The organism is Demequina maris (assembly GCF_000971155.1).
Classification (GTDB): domain Bacteria; phylum Actinomycetota; class Actinomycetes; order Actinomycetales; family Demequinaceae; genus Demequina; species Demequina maris.
Genome location: NZ_BBLX01000006.1, coordinates 15,603 through 35,586, shown reverse-complemented (window position 1 = coordinate 35,586; position 19,984 = coordinate 15,603). Strand labels below are relative to the sequence as shown.

The window sequence follows — 19,984 nt, the reverse complement described above, 5'->3', positions numbered from 1 at the left end:
ATGAACGTCGACATCCGCGACATCACCGTCCCCGGACCCCACGGCGAGGTGCCGCTGCGCCTGTACGTTCCCGAGACCCCGAACGGCGACGCGCTGCTGTGGATCCACGGCGGCGGCTTCATGATCGGCGACCTCGACATGCCCGAGGCGCACGAGACGAGCCTCGCGCTCGCCGCGACCGGCCTCACCGTCGCATCCGTGGGCTACCGCCTCGCGGTGGACGGCGTCCTCTTCCCCGTGCCCGGCGACGACGTCGACGCCGCCTGGAGGTGGGCCACCGAGGACGATGCGCTGGGCGTCCCCGCGGCGCGCTGGCACATCGGCGGCGCGAGCGCGGGCGGCAACCTCGCCGCGGCGGCGTCGCTCCGCATCCGCGACACCGGGCTGCCCGTCGCGGCGTCCATGCTGCTCATCTACCCCGTGCTCCACGACGAGCTGCCGAAGCCGTCGGCCGAGCTCGCGGCAAGGCTCGCCGAGCTGCCGGAGGAGGCACGCTTCCCCGTCGACCGCTGCGTCGAGCTGAACCTCAACTACGTGGGCGAGCCCGAGCTTCTCCACCACCCGTACGCCTTCCCCGCCCACGGCGAGCTCTCCGGCCTGCCGTCCGCGCTCGTGCTCAACGCCGACGTCGACGACCTCCGCCCGTCCGGCGAGACCTTCGCCGCGGACCTCGCGGCCGCCGGCGTGGACGTCACGGTCGCGCACGAGCCGGGAACGTGGCACGGCTACCTCAACGAGTTCGACCAGCCGGGCGCGGCCCGCACCGTGGACCGCATGTCCGCGTGGATCGCCGCGCACGCGCCGGCCCCCGTCCCCACCAGCCCCGCGGTCGCCTGACCGCCCCCCTCATCCGCCAGGAGAACCATGTCCGCCACAAGCATCGTCGGCCACCGCTTCCTCTACACCTACGACAACGGGTGGACGTACGAGCTGTACGTCAAGAACGCCACCACCATCGACTACCGCATCCACTCCGGCATGGTGGGCGGCCGCTGGGTCAAGGACCAGACGGTCGACCTGGCCGAGATCGCCCCGGGCGTGCACAAGATCTCCTGGACCGAGCCCACCGGCACGTCCGTGGTCGTCACGTTCGTGCCCGAGGCCGGCTCGATCCACGGCACGATCTTCTTCCCGCGCTGGGTCCACGAGCACCCCGAGCGCACCGTGCTCTTTCAGAACGACCACATCGACCGGATGCTCGCGTACCGCGCCGAGGGCCCCATCTACCCCCTGCACGTGGTGGTCGAGGGCGCCACGATCCTGCGCATCGACGAGGTCGGCGCCGACGACGACTCGGTGATCGCGTGCGCGCCGTCCGAGCTCCCCGCGGACTTCCTCGCGGCTCCGGTGCCCGCCTGACGCCGCGCATCCGACCTAGGATCCACGCATGAACGAGGTCCCGCAACACGGCACAGGCCCGACGGTGCGGGACCTCGTCGCGCATCTCGACACCGGCGCGGTGCTCACGGCCGGATCGCCGCTCCACGAGGTCATGCACCACGCGGCGCAGCACGCACTGCGCGTCACCGCCGAGCTCAACTCGGGGTACCGCACGCCGGACGCGGTGCGCGACCTGCTCGCCGACCTGACCGGCGAACCCGTGGAGGCGAGCGTGACGCTCTTCCCGCCCTTCCACTGCGAGTTCGGCCGCAACCTCCACCTCGGCGCGCGGGTGTTCATCAACATGGGCTGCCGCTTCCAGGACGCCGGCGGCATCACCATCGGCGACGACACCCTGATCGGCCACGGCACGACCCTCACGACGCTCAACCACGCCGAGGACCCGGCGCGTCGCGGCGACATGATCCCCGCGCCGGTGACCATCGGCCGCAAGGTCTGGATCGGGGCCTCCGTCACCGTGGTGCCCGGCGTCACCATCGGCGACGGCGCGATCGTGGGCGCCGGTGCCGTGGTCACCCGCGACGTGCCGCCGGACACGATCGTCGCGGGCGTGCCCGCACGGGTGATCCGCGCGACCGGCTACCGCGCGTAGCCGGTCCTCACGCGGACGCGAGCGCGCGCACCTCGCGCGCGATCGCGACCGCGCGCGGGTCCGCTCCCCCGGGGTACTGCATCGGCACCGGGATGTAGCCGAACGCGACGCCGGTCTCGGGATCCGCGAAGGCGAGGGCGCCGCCACCGCCGTCGTGTCCGAACGCCCGGTGGCTGCCGAAGGGCTGACGGGGCTGCGGCACCATGAACACCGTGCCGAACGCGTTGGGCACGCCGAGCGTGCGGTCGATGCCCCACGAGCGCATCTGCCGCATCGCGGCGAAGGTCTCCTGCGAGGCGATGGGCCGCTCCGCTCCGGGCAGCGCATCCGAGTAGAGACGCGCGAGGCCGCGCGCGGAGCCCACGCCGCCGATCCCGGCGGGGCCGGCGCGGCGCACGTCGGGGTTGTTGGTGCTGACCCCCGACTCCGACCACTCGTCCCCCGCCTCGAAGTTGGCGAACATGCGCGTGAGGACGGGATCGCCCTGGGGGCGGCTCGCGAGCTCGGCCGCCTGCTCCTCCGTGGGCCGCATCGGGCGCACGTCGACGTAGCGGTGGTCCTCGGAGGCGGGGAGCCCGATGAAGAAGTCCGCGTCGCGCGGCGCGCGGATCTCCGCCTCGTGCGCGTCGCGCAGCTCGCGCCCCTCGACGCGCCGCACGAGCTCCTCGATCAGGATGCCGATGGTGATGCCGTGGTAGCCGAAGGCCGTCCCCGGGACCCACAGCGGCAGCTGGGCGGCGAGACGCGCCGCCGCCGGTGCCGAGGAGGTCAGCTCCACGAGCGGCACCACGTCGTCGAGGATCGGCAGGCCCGCGCGGTGCGACAGGAGGTCCCCGACGGTCACCCGGTCCTTGCCCGCGTCGGCGAACTCGGGCCAGTGCTCGGCCATCGGGGTGTCGAGCGCCAGCACGCCGGAGTCGAGCAGGCGGGCGATGGTGAGCGCCGCGATGCCCTTGGTGGCGGAGTAGACGCCGGTCACGGAGTCGTGGTCGAGCGACGCGCCGCCGACCAGGTCGATCACGCGCTCGCCGTGGACGTGGACGCACAGCTGGGCGCTGAGCGACGGGTCCTGCGCGAGGAAGCCGTCGAGCATCTCCCGGATCGGGGCGAAGCGTGAGTCGACGTGCCCGTGCAGCGTGGTGTCGCTCATGCCGTGGTCTCCTCATCGGTGTCGCGGAGCGCCGCCAGGCGTCCGGTACGTGCCACCCGAGCGAAGGCGTGGGCGCTCGGCTTGGGGGTGCGGGTGAAGCCATGCGCGCGATCCACCGCGATCAGTCCGAACAGGGGCCGGTAGCCCTCGGACCACTCGAAATTGTCGAAGGCGGACCAGTGCAGGTAGCCGCGCACGTCGAGGCCCTCCCCGATCACCTTGGCGACGGCGCCCAGGTGGGACTCGAGGTAGTCGACCCGCTCCTCGTCGTCCGCCGTGGCGATGCCGTTCTCGGTGACGTACAGCGGCAGCCCCGTCGCGGAGGCCCGGCGCAGCATCGCCGCGAGGCCCTCCGGGTGGACCGCCCAGCCCATCTGGGTGACGGGCGTGCCGGGCGGCGGCGGGGCGAAGTACGTCGGCAGGGCGGGGTCGACCCAGTTCTTGCGGTAGTACTGCACGCCGAGCCAGTCCCCGCCGTCCCCGGGGCGGAGGCCGTCGAGGTACAGGTCCACGATCTCCGCGGTCATCTCGTCGCAGAACGCGCGTGTCACCGCATCGTCCCGCGCGGGCGCGAGCAGGGGCAGCTGGACCACAAGCCCGGCGGGCGCGTCCGACGCCGCATGGACCTCGGCCACCGCGCGATGGTGCGCCTCGAGCAGGGTGCGGCCCACGCGTTTCCACAGGGTGGGGTTCGTGACGCCCGGCGGGTGGTACCCCTCGAGGTAGCCGTGGAGCGCCACCATCTGGGGCTCGTTGACCGTGCACACCATGTCCGCCACGTCCCCGAGCGCCCGCATCACCACGGCGCAGTAGCGCGCGAAGACGTCGAGCGCGTCGGGTGCGGTCCAGCCGCCGCGGTCGGCGAACCACCGCGGCAGCGTGAAGTGGTGGAGGGTGACGAACGAGGTCAGCCCGCGCTCGCGCAGCGCGAGCAGCACCTGACGGTAGTGCGCGAGCTCGATCTGCGAGAACTCCCCCGGCGCCGGCTCGATCCGCGCCCACTCGACCGACAGCCGGTGGGCGTTGTGCCCCAGCGACGCGAGCAGGTCGAAGTCCTCGCGGAACCGGCGGCGGTGGTCGATCCCGTCGCCCGAGCTCTCGCGCGCCGCGGTGAACGCGGCGTGCTCGAAGGCCCACCAGTCGGAGTTGACGTTCTGGCCCTCGACCTGGTGCGCCGCGGTGGCGGCGCCCCAGAGGAAGCCGTCGGGGAAGTCGCGGGCGCTCATCCGGCCGGGGGCCACGCGACCGAGGCGCGGTGCGTGCCGTGCCCGAGCTCCCGCTCGCCGTCGCCCAGGTCGAGCACCGCCATCGCGCCGACCGGCACCGTGACGTCCACCGCGAGCGTGCCGTCGGACAGCTCCCACGCGATCGACGCCGCGCCGTAGGGCGTGAGGTGGCGTGCCGCCGCGTGCGTGAGCGATCCGCCGGGACGCGGCGCGAACCGGATCCGGTGCCACCCGGGCTCGACCGCCTCGATGCCGGCGACCACGCGGTGCATCCAGTCCGCGATCGCGCCGAGCGCGTAGTGGTTGAACGAGGTCATGTCGCCGGCGTTGACGGTGCCGTCCGGCCGGAGGCTGTCCCAGCGCTCCCAGATGGTGGTGCCGCCGTTGAGCACGGCGTACAGCCACGAGGGGGCCTCCTGACACTCGAGCATCCGGTACGCGGCCTCGAGGTGCCCCGAGCCGGACAGGGCGTCGGTGACGAGCGGCGTGCCCGCGAAGCCGGTCGACACCCGACCGTCGGCCGCGTCGACCAGCCCGGCCATGCGCGCCGTCCCGCGCTCACGCGTGGCCTCGTCGGGCCACAGCCCGAAGGCCTCGGTGAGCGCGTAGGCCGTCTGGCTGTCGTCCTGGACGCGGCCGTCGGGTGTGATGTACCGCGCCGCGTACGCCTCGGCCACCTCGTCCGCGAGCGCGTCGTAGCGCGCCGCATCGTCCGGGCGGTCCAGGTGCTCGGCCGTGCGCGCGAGGCGCCGCGCGGACCACGCGAAGTAGGCGGTCGCGACCAGGTAGCGGTCGGTCATCGCGCGCGTCGGGTCCTCCGGCGGCGCATTGGGGTCGAGCCAGTCGCCCAGTTGCTCGGTGCCGGCGCAGATCCGGTCGGGGCCCGCCCCCGCCTCGACCGAGTCGAGCCAGGCCTGCGCGCTCGCGTACTGGCGCTCGAGCAGGCCGCGGTCGCCGGTGCGCTCGAACAGCACCAGGGGCGTGAGCAGCGCGACGTCTCCCCACACGGCCATCGGGTCGCGGGGCAGCTTGTCGAACGGCGGGATCTCGAGGTACGGCACGTACGGCGGCACCCAGTCGTACTCGATCTGCTCCGCCGCGAGGTCCTGGAGCCACGAGCCGAGCAGCCCGGTCACGTCGTAGAGGAACGATGCCGTGGGCGCGAAGGCCTGGATGTCGCCGGTCCACCCCAGGCGCTCGTCGCGCTGCGGACAGTCCGTCGGGATGTCCACGAAGTTGCCGCGCAGGCTCCACACCACGTTCTCGTGCAGGCGGTCCACCAGCGGGTTCGAGGACTCGAACCAGCCGAGACGCTCCATGTCCGAGTGGATCACCTCGGACACGACGTCGCCCGGCGCGAGCTCGCCCGGCCAGCCGGACACCTCGGCGTACCGGTAGCCGTGGATCGTGAACCGCGGCGTCCACGCGGTGGAACCGCCCGCGAGGGTGAGCTCGTCGGTGACCTCCGCCGTGCGCAGCGGCTCGGTGCACAGCTCACCGTCGACGAGCACCTCGGCGTGGCGCAGCCGGATCAGCGTACCTTCGGGGCCGCTCGCCTTGAGACGGAGACGGCCGGAGTGGTTCTGGCCGAAGTCGAGGATGTAGCGGCCCTCGCGCTTCGCCTCCACCGCGACCGGCTCGAGCGTCTCCACCACGCGCAGCGGCGGGCCCGTCGGCGCGACCGGCGCGGCGCCCCCGTCGTCGCGGATGGTGACGGGCGCCCAGCCCTCCGCGGCGTAGCCCGGCTGGGACCAGCCCTCGCCCGCCTCGCGGGCGTCGTAGCGCTCGCCATCGTAGAGGTCGCTCATGAGGATCGGGCCCGGCCCCGCCGTCCACCTGTCGTCGGTGACGATGCGGAGAAGGCCGTCGTCCTCCGTCTCGACCTCGAGCTGCACGATGGCGGCGAGCCGGTGGCCGTACACGTCGTGCAGGCCGCCTCCGAATCCGAGGCGGCCGCGCCACCATCCGTCGCCGAGCCATGCGCCGATGGCGTTGTCGCCCGCGCGCAGCAGGTCGGTGACGTCGAAGGTCGCGTAACGCAGGCGGTGGCGGTACGAGGTCCAGCCGGGGGTGAGGATCTCGTCGCCCACCCGCTGCCCGTTGATCTCGAGCTCGATGACGCCGTGCGCGGTCACGTAGGCGCGGGCCCGGCGGATCCCGGCCGGCAGGGCGAACTCGCGTCGAAGGCGCTCGGGTCGCCGATGCGGCCCGGCGCCAGGATCGCCGGCCGCACCCACGGGTCGGGCGGCCCAGTCGTCGGCGTGCAGCAGGCCCACCTCGGCGGCGGTCGCGTCGCTCCACGCGCTCCACTCCCCCGCGTCGCGGACGCGCACGGCGACCTCGAACGCCTCCCGCGAGCGCAGGTCCTCGCCGGGCCACGGGACCAGGACCTGATCGGGCCCCTCGAGCGCCATCACGCCGGTGACGGGCGACTCTCCCGGCATCGTCCGGGACAGGCGCACCTCCGCCTCGCGCTGAACGAAGCCGGGCTCCGCGCCCGCGATCTGCCAGGACAGGCGCGGCCGTGCCTCGCCGATACCGATCCTCCCGGGCGCGTGGTGCTCGATGCGGACGCGCGTCACCTCAAGGGCCATGACTCTCCTTCGAATCCGGACTCATGGAGTCCCGTTCATTGAACGGTATTGCATGGCGCGCGCGAGGGCAAACGCCCTCGCGGGATGTCAGGACTCGAAGGTGGCGACGAGCGCGCGCATGCGCTCGGTCATGTCGACGCCCTCGGGATCCAGGAGCCACTGGATCTGGAGACCGTCGGCCGCGGCCACCAGGAGCGAGGCGATCTCGCGGGCGGTGAGGCGGCTGATCATCTGCCCCTCGCGCTGCATGCGCTCGACATCGGCGGCGATGTCATCGAGCACCCACGCGTAGCGGCCGCGGAAGAACTCGCGCGCCAGGCCCTCGGTATGCGCGCTCTCGGCCGACATCACGACGTACAGCCCGACGAGCCCCGCCTGCGAGCTGTTCCGCTCGACCGCGTCGATCAGGCCGTGCACCGAGTGCACACCGCGCTCCTCGTTGCCCGACACGGACTGCTCGTCGCGACGCCGCAGCACCTCGAGGAAGAGCGACTCCTTGTTCGGGAAGTGGTGGAGCAGCCCCGCCTGGCTCAGCCCGACGGCCCTCGCGATCTCGCGCACGGACGTGCGGTCGTAGCCCTTGTCGACGAAGCACTCCAGCGCGGCGTCGAGGATCTCCTCGCGCTTCGCGAGCCCCTTTGCGTACGAACCCCTCGGCTGCATAAGCGCATCGTACAGACGACACGCCCAATCATTGATTGGTTTTACGTTACGATCGGGTCATCTGCCGAACAAGGAGGTTCACATGGCCACGGCGCACGAGCCGTTTGTCGAGGCGGCGCTCTCCCGCCTCTCCCTTGAGGAGAAGGTCCTGCTCCTCACCGGCCGCGACAGCTGGTCGCTGCACGGCATCGAGTCCATCGGGTTGCGACCCATGGTGATGTCGGACGGGCCGGCGGGCGTCCGCGGCGACACGTGGGATGAGCGCAGCCCCTCCGTGAACTTCCCCTCGCCGACGGCCGTCGCCGCGTCGTGGGACCCCGAGCTCGTCCGCGAGGTCGGCAACGGCCTGGGCGCCGAGGCCCGCCGCAAGAACGTCGACGTGGTGCTCGCCCCCACGATCAACATCCAGCGCTCGCCCTACGGCGGCCGCCACTTCGAGGCCTTCAGCGAGGACCCGCTGCTCACCTCGACGATCGCCACCGCCTACGTGGCCGGCATCCAGGACCACGGGGTCGGCGCGACGGTCAAGCACTACGTCGCCAACGACGCCGAGACCGAGCGCTTCACCGCATCGTCCGACGTCGACGAGCGCACGCTTCGAGAGGTCTACCTCGCCGCGTTCGAGGGACCGGTCACCGAGGGCGACGCCTGGCTCGTCATGAGCGCCTACAACGCGATCAACGGCACGACGGCGAGCGAGCATGAGCTGCTGCGCACGCCCCTCAAGGACGAGTGGGGCTTCGACGGCGTCGTGGTCTCCGACTGGACCGCCGTGCGGTCGCTCGACAGCGCGCGCGCCGCACAGGACCTCGCCATGCCCGGACCCGCGTCACCCTGGGGAGACGCGCTCGTCGCCGCGGTGCGCCGCGGCGACATCGCCGAGGAGATCGTCGACGACAAGGTGAGGCGCATCCTGCGCCTGGCCGCGCGCGTCGGCGCCCTCGAGGGCGCGCCGGAGCCCGCGCGGATCGCCGCGCCCGCGGCGGAGGCGACGGTGGCGACCGCCCGCGAGGCGTCCGAGGCCGGCATGGTCCTGCTGAGCAACGACGGCATCCTGCCGCTCGACACGCCGCGGTCCATCGCCGTGATCGGCGAGGGAGCGCGCGACGCCCGCACCCAGGGCGGAGGGAGCGCGACGGTGATCCCCGCGACCGTGTCGAGCCCGCTCGACGGGATCGCCGCGCGATGGCCGGAGGCCGCAGTGTCATGGTCGCGGGGCGCGGTCGTGCAGTCGGGCCTCGCGGACATCCCCGTCGACCGCCTCCGCACGCCGTCCGGCGAGCCGGGCATGCGCGTCCGCTACCTCGACGGGGACGGCGGCGTGCTCGACGAGGAGACGCGCACGGCCTCCCGCGTCGTGTCGTTCGACGCGGAGTCGAAGGCGCTGCGCGCGGCGACCGTCGAGCTCGCCTTCACCTACTCGCCCGAGGCTCCCGGCGACAAGGTGCCGTTCGGCGTCGCGGGGCTCTCGGACTACCGGGTGCTTGTGAACGGCGCCGAGGCGGCGCGAGGCTCGCTCCGCACCCGCCCGGGGGACGACCCCGCGACGGCGGTCCTCAACCCCCCGTTCGAGGAGATCGAGCTGCCCGCGAACGGCGGGCCCCTCGAGATCGTGGTCGAGATCTCGCCGGTGGAGGGCGGCATCCCGGACTCGATCGCGCTCGGCGTCGGGCTGCCCCCCGTGCGCGCCGCGGCACGCGAGCTCATCGCGGAGGCCGCCCGCGCGGCGGCCGCCGCCGACGTCGCGGTCGTCGTGGTGTCGACGTCGAACGAGGTCGAGTCCGAGGGCTTCGACCGCACGTCGCTCGCCCTGCCGGGCGCACAGGACGCGCTCGTCGCCGCGGTGACCGCCGCGAACCCGCGGACGGTGGTCGTGGTCAACTCGGGCTCTCCGGTCCTGCTCCCCTGGCGCGGCTCCGCCGCCGCGGCCATCGCGGCCTGGTTCCCGGGTCAGGAGTTCGGCACCGCGCTGGCGGCGGTGCTCGGCGGGGACGCGGAGCCGGGAGGCCGCCTCCCGGTGACCTGGCCCGCGGACGAGGCCTCGGTGCCGGTCGCGCAGGTCGCGCCCGTCGACGGCCACCTCGCGTACACCGAGGGCGTGCACGTGGGCCACCGCGCGTGGCTCCGGTCCGGGGCACGCCCCGCGTTCCCCTTCGGCCACGGCCTCGGCTACACCTCCTGGGAGGTCGACGAGGTGACCGTCGCAGGCGACGCCCTCGCGGGCGACGCCACCGCACGCGTGCGCGTGCGCAACACGGGCGACCGGCGCGGCAAGGTGGTGGTGCAGCTCTACCTCGAGGCGCCCGCCGACGCCGACGACATGCCCATGCGCTGGCACGCCGGCTTCGCGGTCGCGCGCCTCGACGGAGGCGCGGAGGCGCTGCTGTCCGTGCCGCTCCCGGCCCGCCGGTTCCAGCGCTGGCAGGACGGCTGGTGCGCGGTGCCGGGCACCTTCCGGCTGCACGCCGGGCTCAGCGCGGAGGACCTGCGGGCGGGCGCGGACATCGCCGTGCCGGTCGACGTCGTCGAGACCGTCTAGCGCTCGGCCGGGGGCCGGTCCCACCGTGGTGGGACCGGCCCCCTTCCGCGTGCGGCCGCGCGGCCGGAGGGCGCCTCCGCCACGCATCGTGCACGCGCACGGCGAGGGCCCCGCGCCCGCGGGATCACCGCGGGCGCGGGGCCCTCACCTGTCCGAGCGGTCCTGCTCAGCCCTTGACCGCGCCGGAGGTCATGCCGGCCACGATCTGCCGGTTGAAGAAGATGTACATCACAAGCATGGGCACCGTGATGAGCAGGATGTCCATGAACAGCAGGTTCCAGGCCGTCGAGTACTGCCCCTGGAAGTTGTACAGGGTGACCTGCACGGTCTCGTTTCCCGAGCCGGGGAAGAAGTACAGCGGCGCCTGGAAGTCGTTGAAGACGAAGACGGCCTGCACGACGATGACGGTCACGATGACGGACCGCAACAGCGGGAAGATCACCTGGAAGAACAGGCGGATCGGACCCGCTCCGTCCATGATCGCGGCCTCGTCGAGCTCGCGCGGGATGGTGGCGACGAACGTACGGAACATCAGCACGCAGAACGCCATGCCGAACGCGACCATGATGAACACCAGGCCGTGCATCGTCTTGAACAGCCCGAGGCGCTGCATGACCCAGATCGTCGGCACCACCGCGGGCGGCACGATGAGGCCGGCGAGCACCAGGAAGTTGATGAGCCCGTTCCAGCGGCTCGAGCGCCGCTGCAGCACGTAGCCGACCATCGCCGAGAACACCACCATCAACGTCACGGACGCGACCGTGAGGATCGTCGAGTTGATGAACGCGGTCACGAGCACGTAGTCGCGCGCCTGGATCACCTCGACGAGGTTCTCGACGAACGCCCATTCGGTCGGCCACGAGAACTCCAGGCTCGCCGCCTCGACGCGGGTCTTCGACGCCGTGAGGAAGATGAAGATGAACGGCACGATGAAGATCACGGCCGTGACGACGATGCCGAGCAGCCCGGCGGTCCACGAGTACGTGCGGTTGAGCCTGGACTTGGGCTCCGCCTGCGTGGTCATCGGTCGACCTCCTTGCGGTTGAGGAACCAGAACAGGGGTACGACGATGAGCGCCACGAGGACGAACAGCACGACGTTGCCCGCCGTCGAGAGGCCGTAGAAGCCCGCCTGGTACTGCTTGTAGACCACGGATGCGAGGACGTCCGAGCTGAAGCCGGGACCGCCCCCCGTCATGGTCCAGATGAGGTCGAACGACCGCAGGCCGCCGATGAGGGACAGGATGATCACCGTGGTGGTCGCGGGACGCATCAGCGGCAGCGTGACGTGCCAGAACCGCTTGAAGGCGCTGGCGCCGTCGACCTTGGCGGCCTCGAAGTACTCCTGCGGGATCGCGACGATGCCAGCGATGTAGATCAGCACCGCCAGGCCGACGCCGCGCCACACGTCGACGAGCGCGACGGAGAACAGCGCGAGGTTCGGGTCGGTCAGCCAGCCCGGGCCCTCGACCCCGACCGCGGCGAGGGTGCGGTTCACCAGCCCCTCGAACGGGTCGAGCAGGACCGCGAACGTCGCGCCGATGCCGACGGCCGAGATGAGCACCGGGAAGAAGACCACCGAGCGCAGCCAGCCGCGAGCGACGATCTGGCTCGTGAGGAATACGGCGATGAGGAGGCCGAGGACGACCTTCGCGCCGGAGGTGATCACCGCGAAGATCAGCGTGTTGATGAGGCTCTCGAACAGGAAGGGCTCGGAGAAGAAGGTGCGGAAGTTGTCGAGACCGATGAACTCGGACTCGAAGATGGTCCATCGCGTGAGCGCGAAGTAGAACGACGCGAAGGTCGGGACGATGAAGAGGACGCCGTAGATGATGCCGGCGGGAGCGTAGAACCACATCGGGTAGGGGCTCTTGGTGCGTCGACGGTGACGCGGCTGCTCGGGCTCGGGGGTGGTGGGGGTGGCGGCGCGCCCGCGCGCCATGGTGTCGGTCATGAGGGGCTCCTGAGCGGGCCGTCGGTGCCCGACCCGAGAGGTCGGGCCCCGACGGCGGTGGTCAACTGAGGACGGGTGGGGTCACCAACCCTCGAGGCCCAGCTGCTGGGCCTGCTTCTTGACATCCTCGTCGTAGAGCGCGGCGCCGTCCTCGGCGGAACGGATGCCGGAGCCGACCTCGACGAGGATCTGCTCGAGCGAGGGGCCCTTGATCGGGGACAGGAACTCGAGCGCCGGAGCGGTGTCGCCCGAGTCGAAGTAGGGCAGCATGTCCTTGATCGCCTGCGGCACGTCGTCCGGGAGCTCGCAGCCCTCGACCACGAACGGCCCGCCGGCCGCGATGCCCGCATCCAGGCGCGCCTGGCACGCCTCGGGGCTGGCGACGTAGGCCATGAACTTCTTCACCGCGTCCGGGTTCTCCGTGGTCGCCGGCGCGTAGATGGCCGGCGGCATCCACACCGTCAGGCCGTTCGCCGCGGCGTCGTCGCCGGGGATCGCGAAGTAGCCGATGTTGTCGGCGGACTCCGGGTAGAGGCTCATCATCGTGTCGATCGCAAACATGAGCATCGGGTACTGCGCGCCCTCGCCCGACGCCATGCGCTCGAGCGCCTTGTCGAAGGTCAGCGACGCGTAGTCCTTGTTGAGGAGGCCGTCGTCGTAGATCTCCTGCATCTTCTCGAAGGACCGCAGGGCGACCGGGGTGTCGCTGTAATGCGCCTCGTTGGCCGTGTACTTCGCCGCCCAGTCCGGGTCCTCGTTGTAGATGTTGTAGTAGTCGGCCAGCATGATGATCTGCGACGTCCAGGTGTCGCCGAACGACTGGATGAGCGCGTTGTCGTAGCCCGCGTCCTTGATCGCCTGGGTGTTGGACACGAACTCATCCCACGTGGTGGGCACCTCGAGACCGAGCTCCTCGTAGATCGGGATCGAGTAGAAGATGCCGCCGCCTCCCGCGACGTCGATCGGGACGCCGTAGACGCCGTTGTCGGTCGACACCGTCGGGATGAAGCTGTCCATCACGTTGTCCATGAAGGGCGCGTCCGCGATGTTGAGCAGCTGCGCGTCCGGGTTCAGCGCCTGGAGCAGCGAACCCGAGTTGTACCAGAACATGTCGGGCGCATCGCCGGTGGCGAGTCGCGTCTTGAGCAGGTTGTCGCCCTCGGAGCCGGACGGCACCGAGGCGTCGACCGTCACCTGGACGTCGGGGTTCGCCTCGTTGAACCCGGCGACCACGGCCTCCGCGATCGCGACGTTGAGCTCGACGGTGCCGGTCAGCAGCGTCAGCTCGGTGACCTCGCCGGGCTCGGCACCGTCGTCCGCGCTGGACGTTCCCTCGGACGTGGACCCGCCGCTCGAGCAGCTGGCGAGGATGACCGCACCTGCGAGCGCGCCGGCGGCGACCCCCGCCCGGCGGTGTAGGCGTGCGACAGACATTCTTACCTCCTTGTAAGTGCCGTATGGCACCGGATCACTGAAACGAATCAATGACCGGCTTTCGCCAAAGTACCCGCAGCGCGCGGGTCGGTCAATCACTGTCACCGAACTGTTATCAGCGGCGCTCGGCCACCGGGCGCGCCGACCGTACGCGCCTCGGGCGTGCGGTGGTCGACCCGCCGCACGCCCGCGTGCGCACCGGAGGGTCAGAAGGCGGTAGCCGCCGCCCGCACCCGTGCGACCGCCGCCTCCATGATGTCGTCGGCGTGCGCCGGGTCGTGATCCATCCCCTCGGCCGCGATCGAGGCCACGTCCTCGACCCCGATGAAGTTCAGCATCATCTGCACGTACTGGCTCGCCGGGTCCTGCGAGCCGTAGAAGCCGCCCGCGGTCTGGAGGTGGAGCGCCTTCTTGCCGCGCACGAGCCCGACCGCCTCCCCCTGCTCGTTGTACTTGAAGGTCTTGCCGGCGACGCAGATGCAGTCGATCCACGCCTTCAGCCGCGTGGGCACCTGGAGGTTCCACAGCGGGTTCGCGATCACGATCTTGTCCATGTTGAGGAACTGTGTGGTGTACCCCTCGAACAGGGTGCTCTTGGTCTGCTCCGCCTCGTGCAGCCGCACGAACGGGACACCGTCGCCCAGCTTCTTCCACGCGCCGAACAGGTCGAGGTCGATCTCCGGGATGGCGATGTTGTACAGGTTCTGGTCGATGACGTCGTCGTCGGGGTGAGCCTGGGTGTACGCCGCGAGGAACTCGTCGGCGAGGCGCATCGACCGCGAGGCGTCGGCGGCGAGCGGGTGCGCGCGGATGACGAGGAGCTTGGCCATGAGAAGTCCGTTTCTGTGCTGGGAGGTGCGGCGTCGTCGCCGTGCCGACGATGCTCGCCGTGGTCCCGGCAACGATCGCGGGACGTAGGGCCCCGGAGCGGGATATCGACGCCGCTGAGAGGGTCCCTGATAGAGGCTCCCTCGCGCGTCGATGCGCCCCTAGCGTCGGTGCGCCGCATGCTCGGGGTCGCACGCCTCGGGGGTGCTCGCGGAACCCCTTCCGGCGCCATCTGGTCGCGGCCGCAAGGGGTCGCGATGATGGCCGCACGATGCGGATATGCGCCCGTCTACCCGCTCGCCCGACGCGGGCGACAGAGGAAAGGAGACCCCATGGTCCTCGACCAGACCTACACGCTGAGCAACGGCGTCGAGATCCCGCAGCTGGGACTCGGCACCTGGTTCATCAACAACAAGGACGTCGTCGGCGCGGTGAGGTCGGCGATCGACGCCGGTTACCGCCACATCGACACCGCGCAGGCCTACCGCAACGAGCAGGGCGTGGGCGAGGGCGTGCGCTCCAGCGGCGTCGCGCGTGACCAGGTGTTCGTCACCTCGAAGATCGACGCGGGTGCGAAGTCGTACGTGAAGGCCGCCAGGTCGATCGACGGATCGCTCAAGAAGCTCGGTCTCGACCACATCGACATGATGATCATCCACAGCCCGCAGCCGTGGACCGCCTTCCGCGGCGAGAAGCGCTACTTCGACGAGAACCGCGAGGTGTGGCGCGCGCTCGAGGATGCCTACGCCGCCGGCAAGGTCCGCGCGATCGGCCTCTCGAACTTCGAGCAGGACGACCTCGACAACGTCCTCGGCTCGGCCACCGTCAAGCCGATGGTCAACCAGGTCCTCGCGCACATAGGCAACACGCCGTTCGACCTCATCGCGCACTCCCACGCGCGGGACGTCCTCGTCGAGGCCTACTCCCCCGTCGCCCATGGCGCGCTGCTGGGAAACGCCGAGGTCGAGGCCATCGCCGCCCGCTACGGCGTGTCCGTGCCGCAGCTGTCGATCCGCTACTGCCTCGACCTCGGGCTGCTGCCGCTGCCCAATACGGCGAACCCCGCGCACATGGCGAGCAACGCCGCGCTCGACTTCCAGATCGGCGCCGAGGACATGGAGGCCCTCAGGAACGTGGCGCCCGTGACCGACTACGGCTCGGCGAACATGATGCCCGTGTACGGCGGCAGGCTGAACCTCGGCACGATGCTCAAGATGGTGGTCGGCTCGCGCGGCTGACGCGGACCCCACGAAGGCCGGCCCCCGCATCGGGGCCGGCCTTCGTCGTCTCCGGCTCAGGCGACCAGGGTCACCGTGACGGTCGCACCGTCGGCGATGCCCTCGAGCACCGCGGCCTCGCCGTCGACGGTGCCGAGGCTCACGAGCCCCGCGGCGTAGCCGAGGTCCCGGTAGAAGAACGCGAGGTTGCCCCACGGGGCGCAGTAGGTGAGGTCGCCCGCATTCGCGTCCGTCCGCGGAGGCTCGCCGGCGATGTCGAGGCGCACAGGAAGGTCGGCGACCTTCTCGATGCCGTGGAAGTCGCGCATCGTGAGCGTGAGCGGGAGCTGCGCGACCAGGTCGAGCGCGGCCGGGCCGTCACCGAGCGTCACGGTGAGGCTCGCATCGTCGAGCGTGAACTGGATCTGCATGGACGCCTCCTGGCGCGTGAGGTGGGTGCGGGGACGGCGAAGGCCCCCTCCAGGATCGCCGGAGGGGGCCCGATGCGGGTGCGACGCTTCTCAGCGTGCGCGGCCGCCGCCACGGCAGGCGGGGGTCAGCCTGCGGGATCGATCCGGACGGTCGCCGCCTGCGGCCCCGCGCTCACCATGGGCGGCAGGTAGCGGCTGTCCGCATACTTGGCGCGGTAGGCGGCGTCGATCGCGTCGGTGAGCGACGCATCGGCCGGCGTGAAGGTGACGTCCAGGGTGTGGCCGCCGGCGGAGATGCGGCCGGCGCGCTGCGACATGGCGGACCGGTGCCAGCGCGAGCGGACACCGTTCCGCGCGCGCACGTACAGCGCGCCGTCCACGACCACGGACCAGATCCACGTGGGGGTGCCGTAGGTGACACCGTCCGCGCGGAACGGCGAGATGTGCAGGTCGTCCGAGCCGGCGATCGCGGCGAGGACGGGCGCGGGCCACGCCGCCATCAGCGGCCGAGCTCCTCATCCGTGACGTGCTCGCCCCAGACGGTGCTGGTGGCGGGGTCGGTGCCCTCGAGCAGCGCGAGGTGCTCCATGAACGAGTCCGGCGCGGCGGCGTGCCAGTGCTCCTCGTTCGGCGGGGTGTAGACCGTCTGGCCGGCCTTCGCCTCGATGATGGTGCCGTCACGGCTGCCGAACAGCGCGGTGCCGTCGGTCACGTGGCAGTACTGGCCATGCGCGTGCGAGTGCCACGCGGTACGGGCGCCGGGCGCGAACCGCACCTTGGCGAGGACGGCGCGCTGCTCCGGGCCGTGCGGGATCGCGATCAGGTCGACCCACACGTCGCCGGCGAACTGCTCCGGCGGGTTCTTCATGGTGGGGATCGTGGGCTCGATGTTCATGTCAGGCCTCCTTGGAGAACAGCTTCTGGGCGAGGGTGAGGGCCGAGACGGCGGGCGGCCAGCCGGCGTAGAACGCGACGTGGGTGATCGCCTCCTTGATCTCGTCCTCGGTGAGGCCGTTGGCGAGGCCCATCGGGATGTGCGCGTTGAGCTGCTCGATGTTGCCGGCGGTGACGAGGCTCGTGATGGTGACGAGGCTCCGGTCGCGCGGCGACAGCGCATCGGTGCGCGCCCACACCTTGCCGAACAGCACCTCGTCGGTGAGCTCGACGAACGTGGGTGCGAAGTCGCCCATCATCCGCTGCATCGGGGTCTGCTCCTGGGGTTCCGACATGAGGTCTTCCTTTCCGGTCTCTGGACGCCATGCGCCGCGGCACGGCGGGCGATGCCTCCAGTACAGCCGGGGCGCTGCCGTCGTGACAGTTCCTGTCAGAGGTACCTCTGCGAGTACCTGTCACCGCGCGGGCCGCAGGCTTACGGTGGCGATATGAGCACGACGAACGAGGTCCGCGACTTCCTGATGACGCGCCGCGCGAAGGTCACGCCGGCGATGGTGGGTCTGCCCGACGTGGGCAGCCGCCGCGTCCCCGGCCTGCGACGCGGCGAGGTCGCGATCCTGGCCGGCGTGAGCGTCGAGTACTACACCAAGCTCGAGCGGGGCGACCTCCGCGGCGTCTCGGACGAGGTGCTCGAGGCGATCGCGTCGGCGCTGCGGCTCGACGAGGCCGAGCGCGCCCACCTCTTCGACCTGGCACGCACCGCCAACGCCTCGACCCGCGCCCGGCGCAAGCCGGGCGGCCCCGCTGGCGTGCGCCCCAGCCTGCTGCACCTCGTCGAGTCCATCACCACCGGCGCCGCGGTCCTCGGCAACCTGCGCGGCGACATCGTCGCGACCAACGAGCTCGGGCGCGCGCTGTACGACCCCGTCTACCGCTCGCAGCCCGAACGGCCCGGGTACCCGCGGTTCATCTTCCTCGATCCCGCCTCGCGCGACTTCTACCCGGACTGGGACACGATCGCCGACAGCTCGGTCGCGAGCCTGCGGACCGTCGCCGGCCGCAACCCCTTCGACAAGTCGATCACGGACCTCGTCGGCGAGCTCTCGACGCGATCCGAGGAGTTCCGCACGCGTTGGGCGCGGCACGACGTGCGCCTCCACATCGAGGGCCTCAAGCGCATGCGCCACCCGGTCGTCGGGCTGGTCGAGCTCGAGTACAACGTGCTCGGGCTGCCGGCCGACGAGGGGCTCGGCCTGACGGTCTACACCGCGACGCCAGGCTCGGAGTCCGCCGACAAGCTCGCGCTGCTGGCGAGCTGGTGGGCGTCAGAGCAGCCCTCCCGCGCGGACGCGGAGCCTGTCAGCGGCAACTGACGCGCGCTTCCGCGCCGAAACCCGCAGGATGGCAGGTATGACGCCCGCACACGGTGAGGCCCGCGCGGCCGGTCGCAGGGAGATCCTGCTCGTCATGGTCGGCCTGATGACCGCCATGCTCCTCTCGGCTCTCGACCAGACGATCTTCTCCACCGCCCTGCCGACGATCGTCGGCGAGCTCGACGGCGTGGACCACATGCTGTGGGTGACGACCGCGTACATCCTCGCGGCGACGATCATGATGCCGGTGTACGGCAAGCTGGGCGACCTCATCGGCCGCAAGTCGCTGTTCATCGGGGCGATCGCGGTGTTCATCGTCGGATCGGTCGTGGGCGCGCTGGCGACCGCGATGCCCGAGCTCATCCTGGGTCGCGCGATCCAGGGCCTCGGCGGCGGCGGGCTCATGATCCTGTCGCAGGCGGTGATCGCGGACATCGTGCCCGCGCGTGAGCGCGCCAAGTACATGGGGCTCATGGGCGCGGCGTTCGCGGTGTCCTCGGTGATCGGGCCGCTGCTGGGCGGATGGTTCACCGACGGGCCGGGCTGGCAGTGGTGCCTGTGGATCAACGTGCCGCTCGGGGCGGTCGCGATCGTCTCCGTGATGTTCTTCCTGCACCCCAACCCCCAGGACCGCGGGCGCCCCACCCTGGACGTCGCGGGCATGGTGCTGCTGGCGATCGCCGCATCGTCCCTGGTGCTGTTCACCTCGTGGGGAGGCGGCCACTACGAGTGGACCGATCCCCTGATCATCGGCCTGATCGTCCTCACGGTGGTCGCGGGCGTCGTGTTCGTGCTGGTCGAGCGGCGCGCGAAGGAGCCGGTGATGCCGCTCCTGCTGTTCGGGCGACGCAACTTCAACCTCACCACCGCCGCAGGCCTCATGATCGGCGTGGCGATGTTCGGCACGCTCGCGTACATGCCCACCTACCTCCAGATGGTCGGCCAGGTGGGCGCCACCGAGGCAGGGCTGCTGATGATCCCGATGATGGGCGCGATGCTGCCCACCTCGATCATCGTGGGCAACACCGTGTCGCGGACCGGGCGGTACAAGATCTACCCGATCGTCGGCGCCGCGATCGTGACCGTGGGGCTGGTCCTGCTGTCGACGATGACGCCCGACCACGGGCTGTGGCTGACCTGCCTGTACGTCGCGGTGTTCGGCCTGGGGCTCGGCATGATGATGCAGACGCTCGTGCTGATCGTGCAGAACACGTTCCCCATCACGATGGTCGGCACCGCCACCGCGGCGAACAACTTCTTCCGGCAGATCGGCGCGTCGCTCGGCGCCGCCGTGGTGGGCTCGATCTTCACCAACAACCTCATCGACCTGCTCACCGAGCGGATCCCGCCGGACGTCGCGGCGGGCGGCATCGAGGGCGCCAACAGCATCACGCCCGAGATCGTGGGCACGCTCCCCCAGGCCGCGCAGGACATCATCATCGGCTCGTACAACGACGCGCTCACGCCGGTGTTCCTGTCGATCGTGCCGCTCACGCTCGTCGCGCTGGTGCTGCTGCTCTTCGTCAAGGAGGTGCCGCTGCGCACCTCGGTCAGCGAGGACGCGGTCCCCGAGTCGTACGAGGTCGACGGCGCCTCGGCCGCCTACCTGGAGCGGCATGAGGACGATGCGGTGGAGGAGGGCGAGGAGCCCGCGCGGACGTAGCCGCACCCGGTCACCGCGACGACCGC

General features: G+C 71.2%; 19 protein-coding genes. 7 read left to right on the top strand and 12 right to left on the bottom strand.

The window, feature by feature from the left end:
• From AOM02_RS08420 to AOM02_RS08410, 3 genes are read left to right on the top strand one after another with little or no spacing between them, the layout of a single operon-like run.
• Positions 1-837: an alpha/beta hydrolase gene (locus AOM02_RS08420; RefSeq protein WP_062298714.1), complete on the top strand. Its 837-nt coding sequence runs from the start codon at positions 1-3 to the stop codon at positions 835-837.
• A gap of 27 nt (positions 838-864) precedes the next feature.
• Positions 865-1,359 (top strand): phenolic acid decarboxylase, encoded by a 495-nt coding sequence (locus tag AOM02_RS08415; protein WP_062298713.1) that lies wholly within the window; start codon positions 865-867, stop codon positions 1,357-1,359.
• A 28-nt stretch (positions 1,360-1,387) separates the two neighbouring features.
• Positions 1,388-1,993: a sugar O-acetyltransferase gene (locus AOM02_RS08410; protein ID WP_062298712.1), complete on the top strand. Its 606-nt coding sequence runs from the start codon at positions 1,388-1,390 to the stop codon at positions 1,991-1,993.
• Between the two features lie 7 nt (positions 1,994-2,000).
• On the opposite strand, the gene AOM02_RS08405 is transcribed toward AOM02_RS08410, so the two are convergent.
• From AOM02_RS08405 to AOM02_RS08390, 4 genes are all read right to left on the bottom strand, one after another.
• Positions 2,001-3,143: a serine hydrolase domain-containing protein gene (locus tag AOM02_RS08405; protein WP_062298711.1), complete on the bottom strand. Its 1,143-nt coding sequence runs from the start codon at positions 3,141-3,143 to the stop codon at positions 2,001-2,003.
• On the bottom strand, positions 3,140-4,369 hold the full coding sequence (locus tag AOM02_RS08400; RefSeq protein ID WP_062298872.1) for a glycoside hydrolase family 1 protein: 1,230 nt from the start codon (positions 4,367-4,369) through the stop codon (positions 3,140-3,142). The genes AOM02_RS08405 and AOM02_RS08400 overlap by 4 nt, the downstream gene beginning before the upstream one ends.
• Positions 4,366-6,963, bottom strand: coding sequence for an alpha-L-rhamnosidase (locus AOM02_RS08395; protein WP_062298710.1), 2,598 nt, complete (start codon positions 6,961-6,963; stop codon positions 4,366-4,368). Before AOM02_RS08395 ends, AOM02_RS08400 begins: the two co-directional genes overlap by 4 nt.
• 87 nt (positions 6,964-7,050) lie before the next feature.
• Positions 7,051-7,626, bottom strand: coding sequence for a TetR/AcrR family transcriptional regulator (locus AOM02_RS08390; RefSeq protein ID WP_062298709.1), 576 nt, complete (start codon positions 7,624-7,626; stop codon positions 7,051-7,053).
• An 82-nt stretch (positions 7,627-7,708) separates the two neighbouring features.
• Here AOM02_RS08390 and AOM02_RS08385 point away from each other — a divergent pair, with 82 nt between their 5' ends.
• Positions 7,709-10,165, top strand: coding sequence for a beta-glucosidase family protein (locus tag AOM02_RS08385; protein ID WP_062298708.1), 2,457 nt, complete (start codon positions 7,709-7,711; stop codon positions 10,163-10,165).
• Between the two features lie 166 nt (positions 10,166-10,331).
• Here AOM02_RS08385 and AOM02_RS08380 read toward each other — a convergent pair whose 3' ends face one another.
• From AOM02_RS08380 to AOM02_RS08365, 4 genes are all read right to left on the bottom strand, one after another.
• Complete coding sequence (locus AOM02_RS08380; protein ID WP_062298707.1) at positions 10,332-11,189, bottom strand: carbohydrate ABC transporter permease; 858 nt, start codon at positions 11,187-11,189, stop codon at positions 10,332-10,334.
• Positions 11,186-12,118 (bottom strand): carbohydrate ABC transporter permease, encoded by a 933-nt coding sequence (locus AOM02_RS08375; protein ID WP_062298706.1) that lies wholly within the window; start codon positions 12,116-12,118, stop codon positions 11,186-11,188. Before AOM02_RS08375 ends, AOM02_RS08380 begins: the two co-directional genes overlap by 4 nt.
• Before the next feature lie 81 nt (positions 12,119-12,199).
• Positions 12,200-13,552: an ABC transporter substrate-binding protein gene (locus AOM02_RS08370; protein ID WP_062298705.1), complete on the bottom strand. Its 1,353-nt coding sequence runs from the start codon at positions 13,550-13,552 to the stop codon at positions 12,200-12,202.
• 206 nt (positions 13,553-13,758) lie between these two features.
• A complete protein-coding gene (locus AOM02_RS08365) occupies positions 13,759-14,382 on the bottom strand; it encodes an FMN-dependent NADH-azoreductase (RefSeq protein WP_062298704.1) in 624 nt (207 codons plus the stop codon).
• A gap of 330 nt (positions 14,383-14,712) precedes the next feature.
• Here AOM02_RS08365 and AOM02_RS08360 point away from each other — a divergent pair, with 330 nt between their 5' ends.
• Positions 14,713-15,618 carry an aldo/keto reductase gene (locus tag AOM02_RS08360; RefSeq protein WP_062298703.1) on the top strand — a complete coding sequence of 302 codons (906 nt, stop codon included), beginning with the start codon at positions 14,713-14,715 and terminating at the stop codon, positions 15,616-15,618.
• A gap of 56 nt (positions 15,619-15,674) precedes the next feature.
• Here the strand turns inward: AOM02_RS08360 and AOM02_RS08355 are convergent, their stop codons facing one another.
• The 4 genes from AOM02_RS08355 to AOM02_RS08340 form a co-directional block, all read right to left on the bottom strand.
• Positions 15,675-16,028: a cyclophilin-like fold protein gene (locus AOM02_RS08355; RefSeq protein WP_062298702.1), complete on the bottom strand. Its 354-nt coding sequence runs from the start codon at positions 16,026-16,028 to the stop codon at positions 15,675-15,677.
• A 125-nt stretch (positions 16,029-16,153) separates the two neighbouring features.
• Positions 16,154-16,528 (bottom strand): DUF2255 family protein, encoded by a 375-nt coding sequence (locus AOM02_RS08350; RefSeq protein ID WP_062298701.1) that lies wholly within the window; start codon positions 16,526-16,528, stop codon positions 16,154-16,156.
• Positions 16,528-16,923, bottom strand: a complete 396-nt coding sequence (locus AOM02_RS08345) for a cupin domain-containing protein (RefSeq protein ID WP_062298700.1) — start codon at positions 16,921-16,923, stop codon at positions 16,528-16,530. The genes AOM02_RS08350 and AOM02_RS08345 overlap by 1 nt, the downstream gene beginning before the upstream one ends.
• A 1-nt stretch (position 16,924) precedes the next feature.
• Positions 16,925-17,257 (bottom strand): carboxymuconolactone decarboxylase family protein, encoded by a 333-nt coding sequence (locus AOM02_RS08340; protein WP_062298699.1) that lies wholly within the window; start codon positions 17,255-17,257, stop codon positions 16,925-16,927.
• Positions 17,258-17,410: 153 nt separating this feature from the next.
• Between AOM02_RS08340 and AOM02_RS08335 the strand changes: the two genes are divergently transcribed.
• Both AOM02_RS08335 and AOM02_RS08330 read left to right on the top strand, forming a co-directional pair.
• Positions 17,411-18,295 carry a helix-turn-helix transcriptional regulator gene (locus AOM02_RS08335; protein ID WP_062298698.1) on the top strand — a complete coding sequence of 295 codons (885 nt, stop codon included), beginning with the start codon at positions 17,411-17,413 and terminating at the stop codon, positions 18,293-18,295.
• A gap of 37 nt (positions 18,296-18,332) precedes the next feature.
• Positions 18,333-19,958: an MDR family MFS transporter gene (locus AOM02_RS08330; protein WP_062298697.1), complete on the top strand. Its 1,626-nt coding sequence runs from the start codon at positions 18,333-18,335 to the stop codon at positions 19,956-19,958.
• The last annotated feature ends 26 nt before the right edge of the window (positions 19,959-19,984 follow it).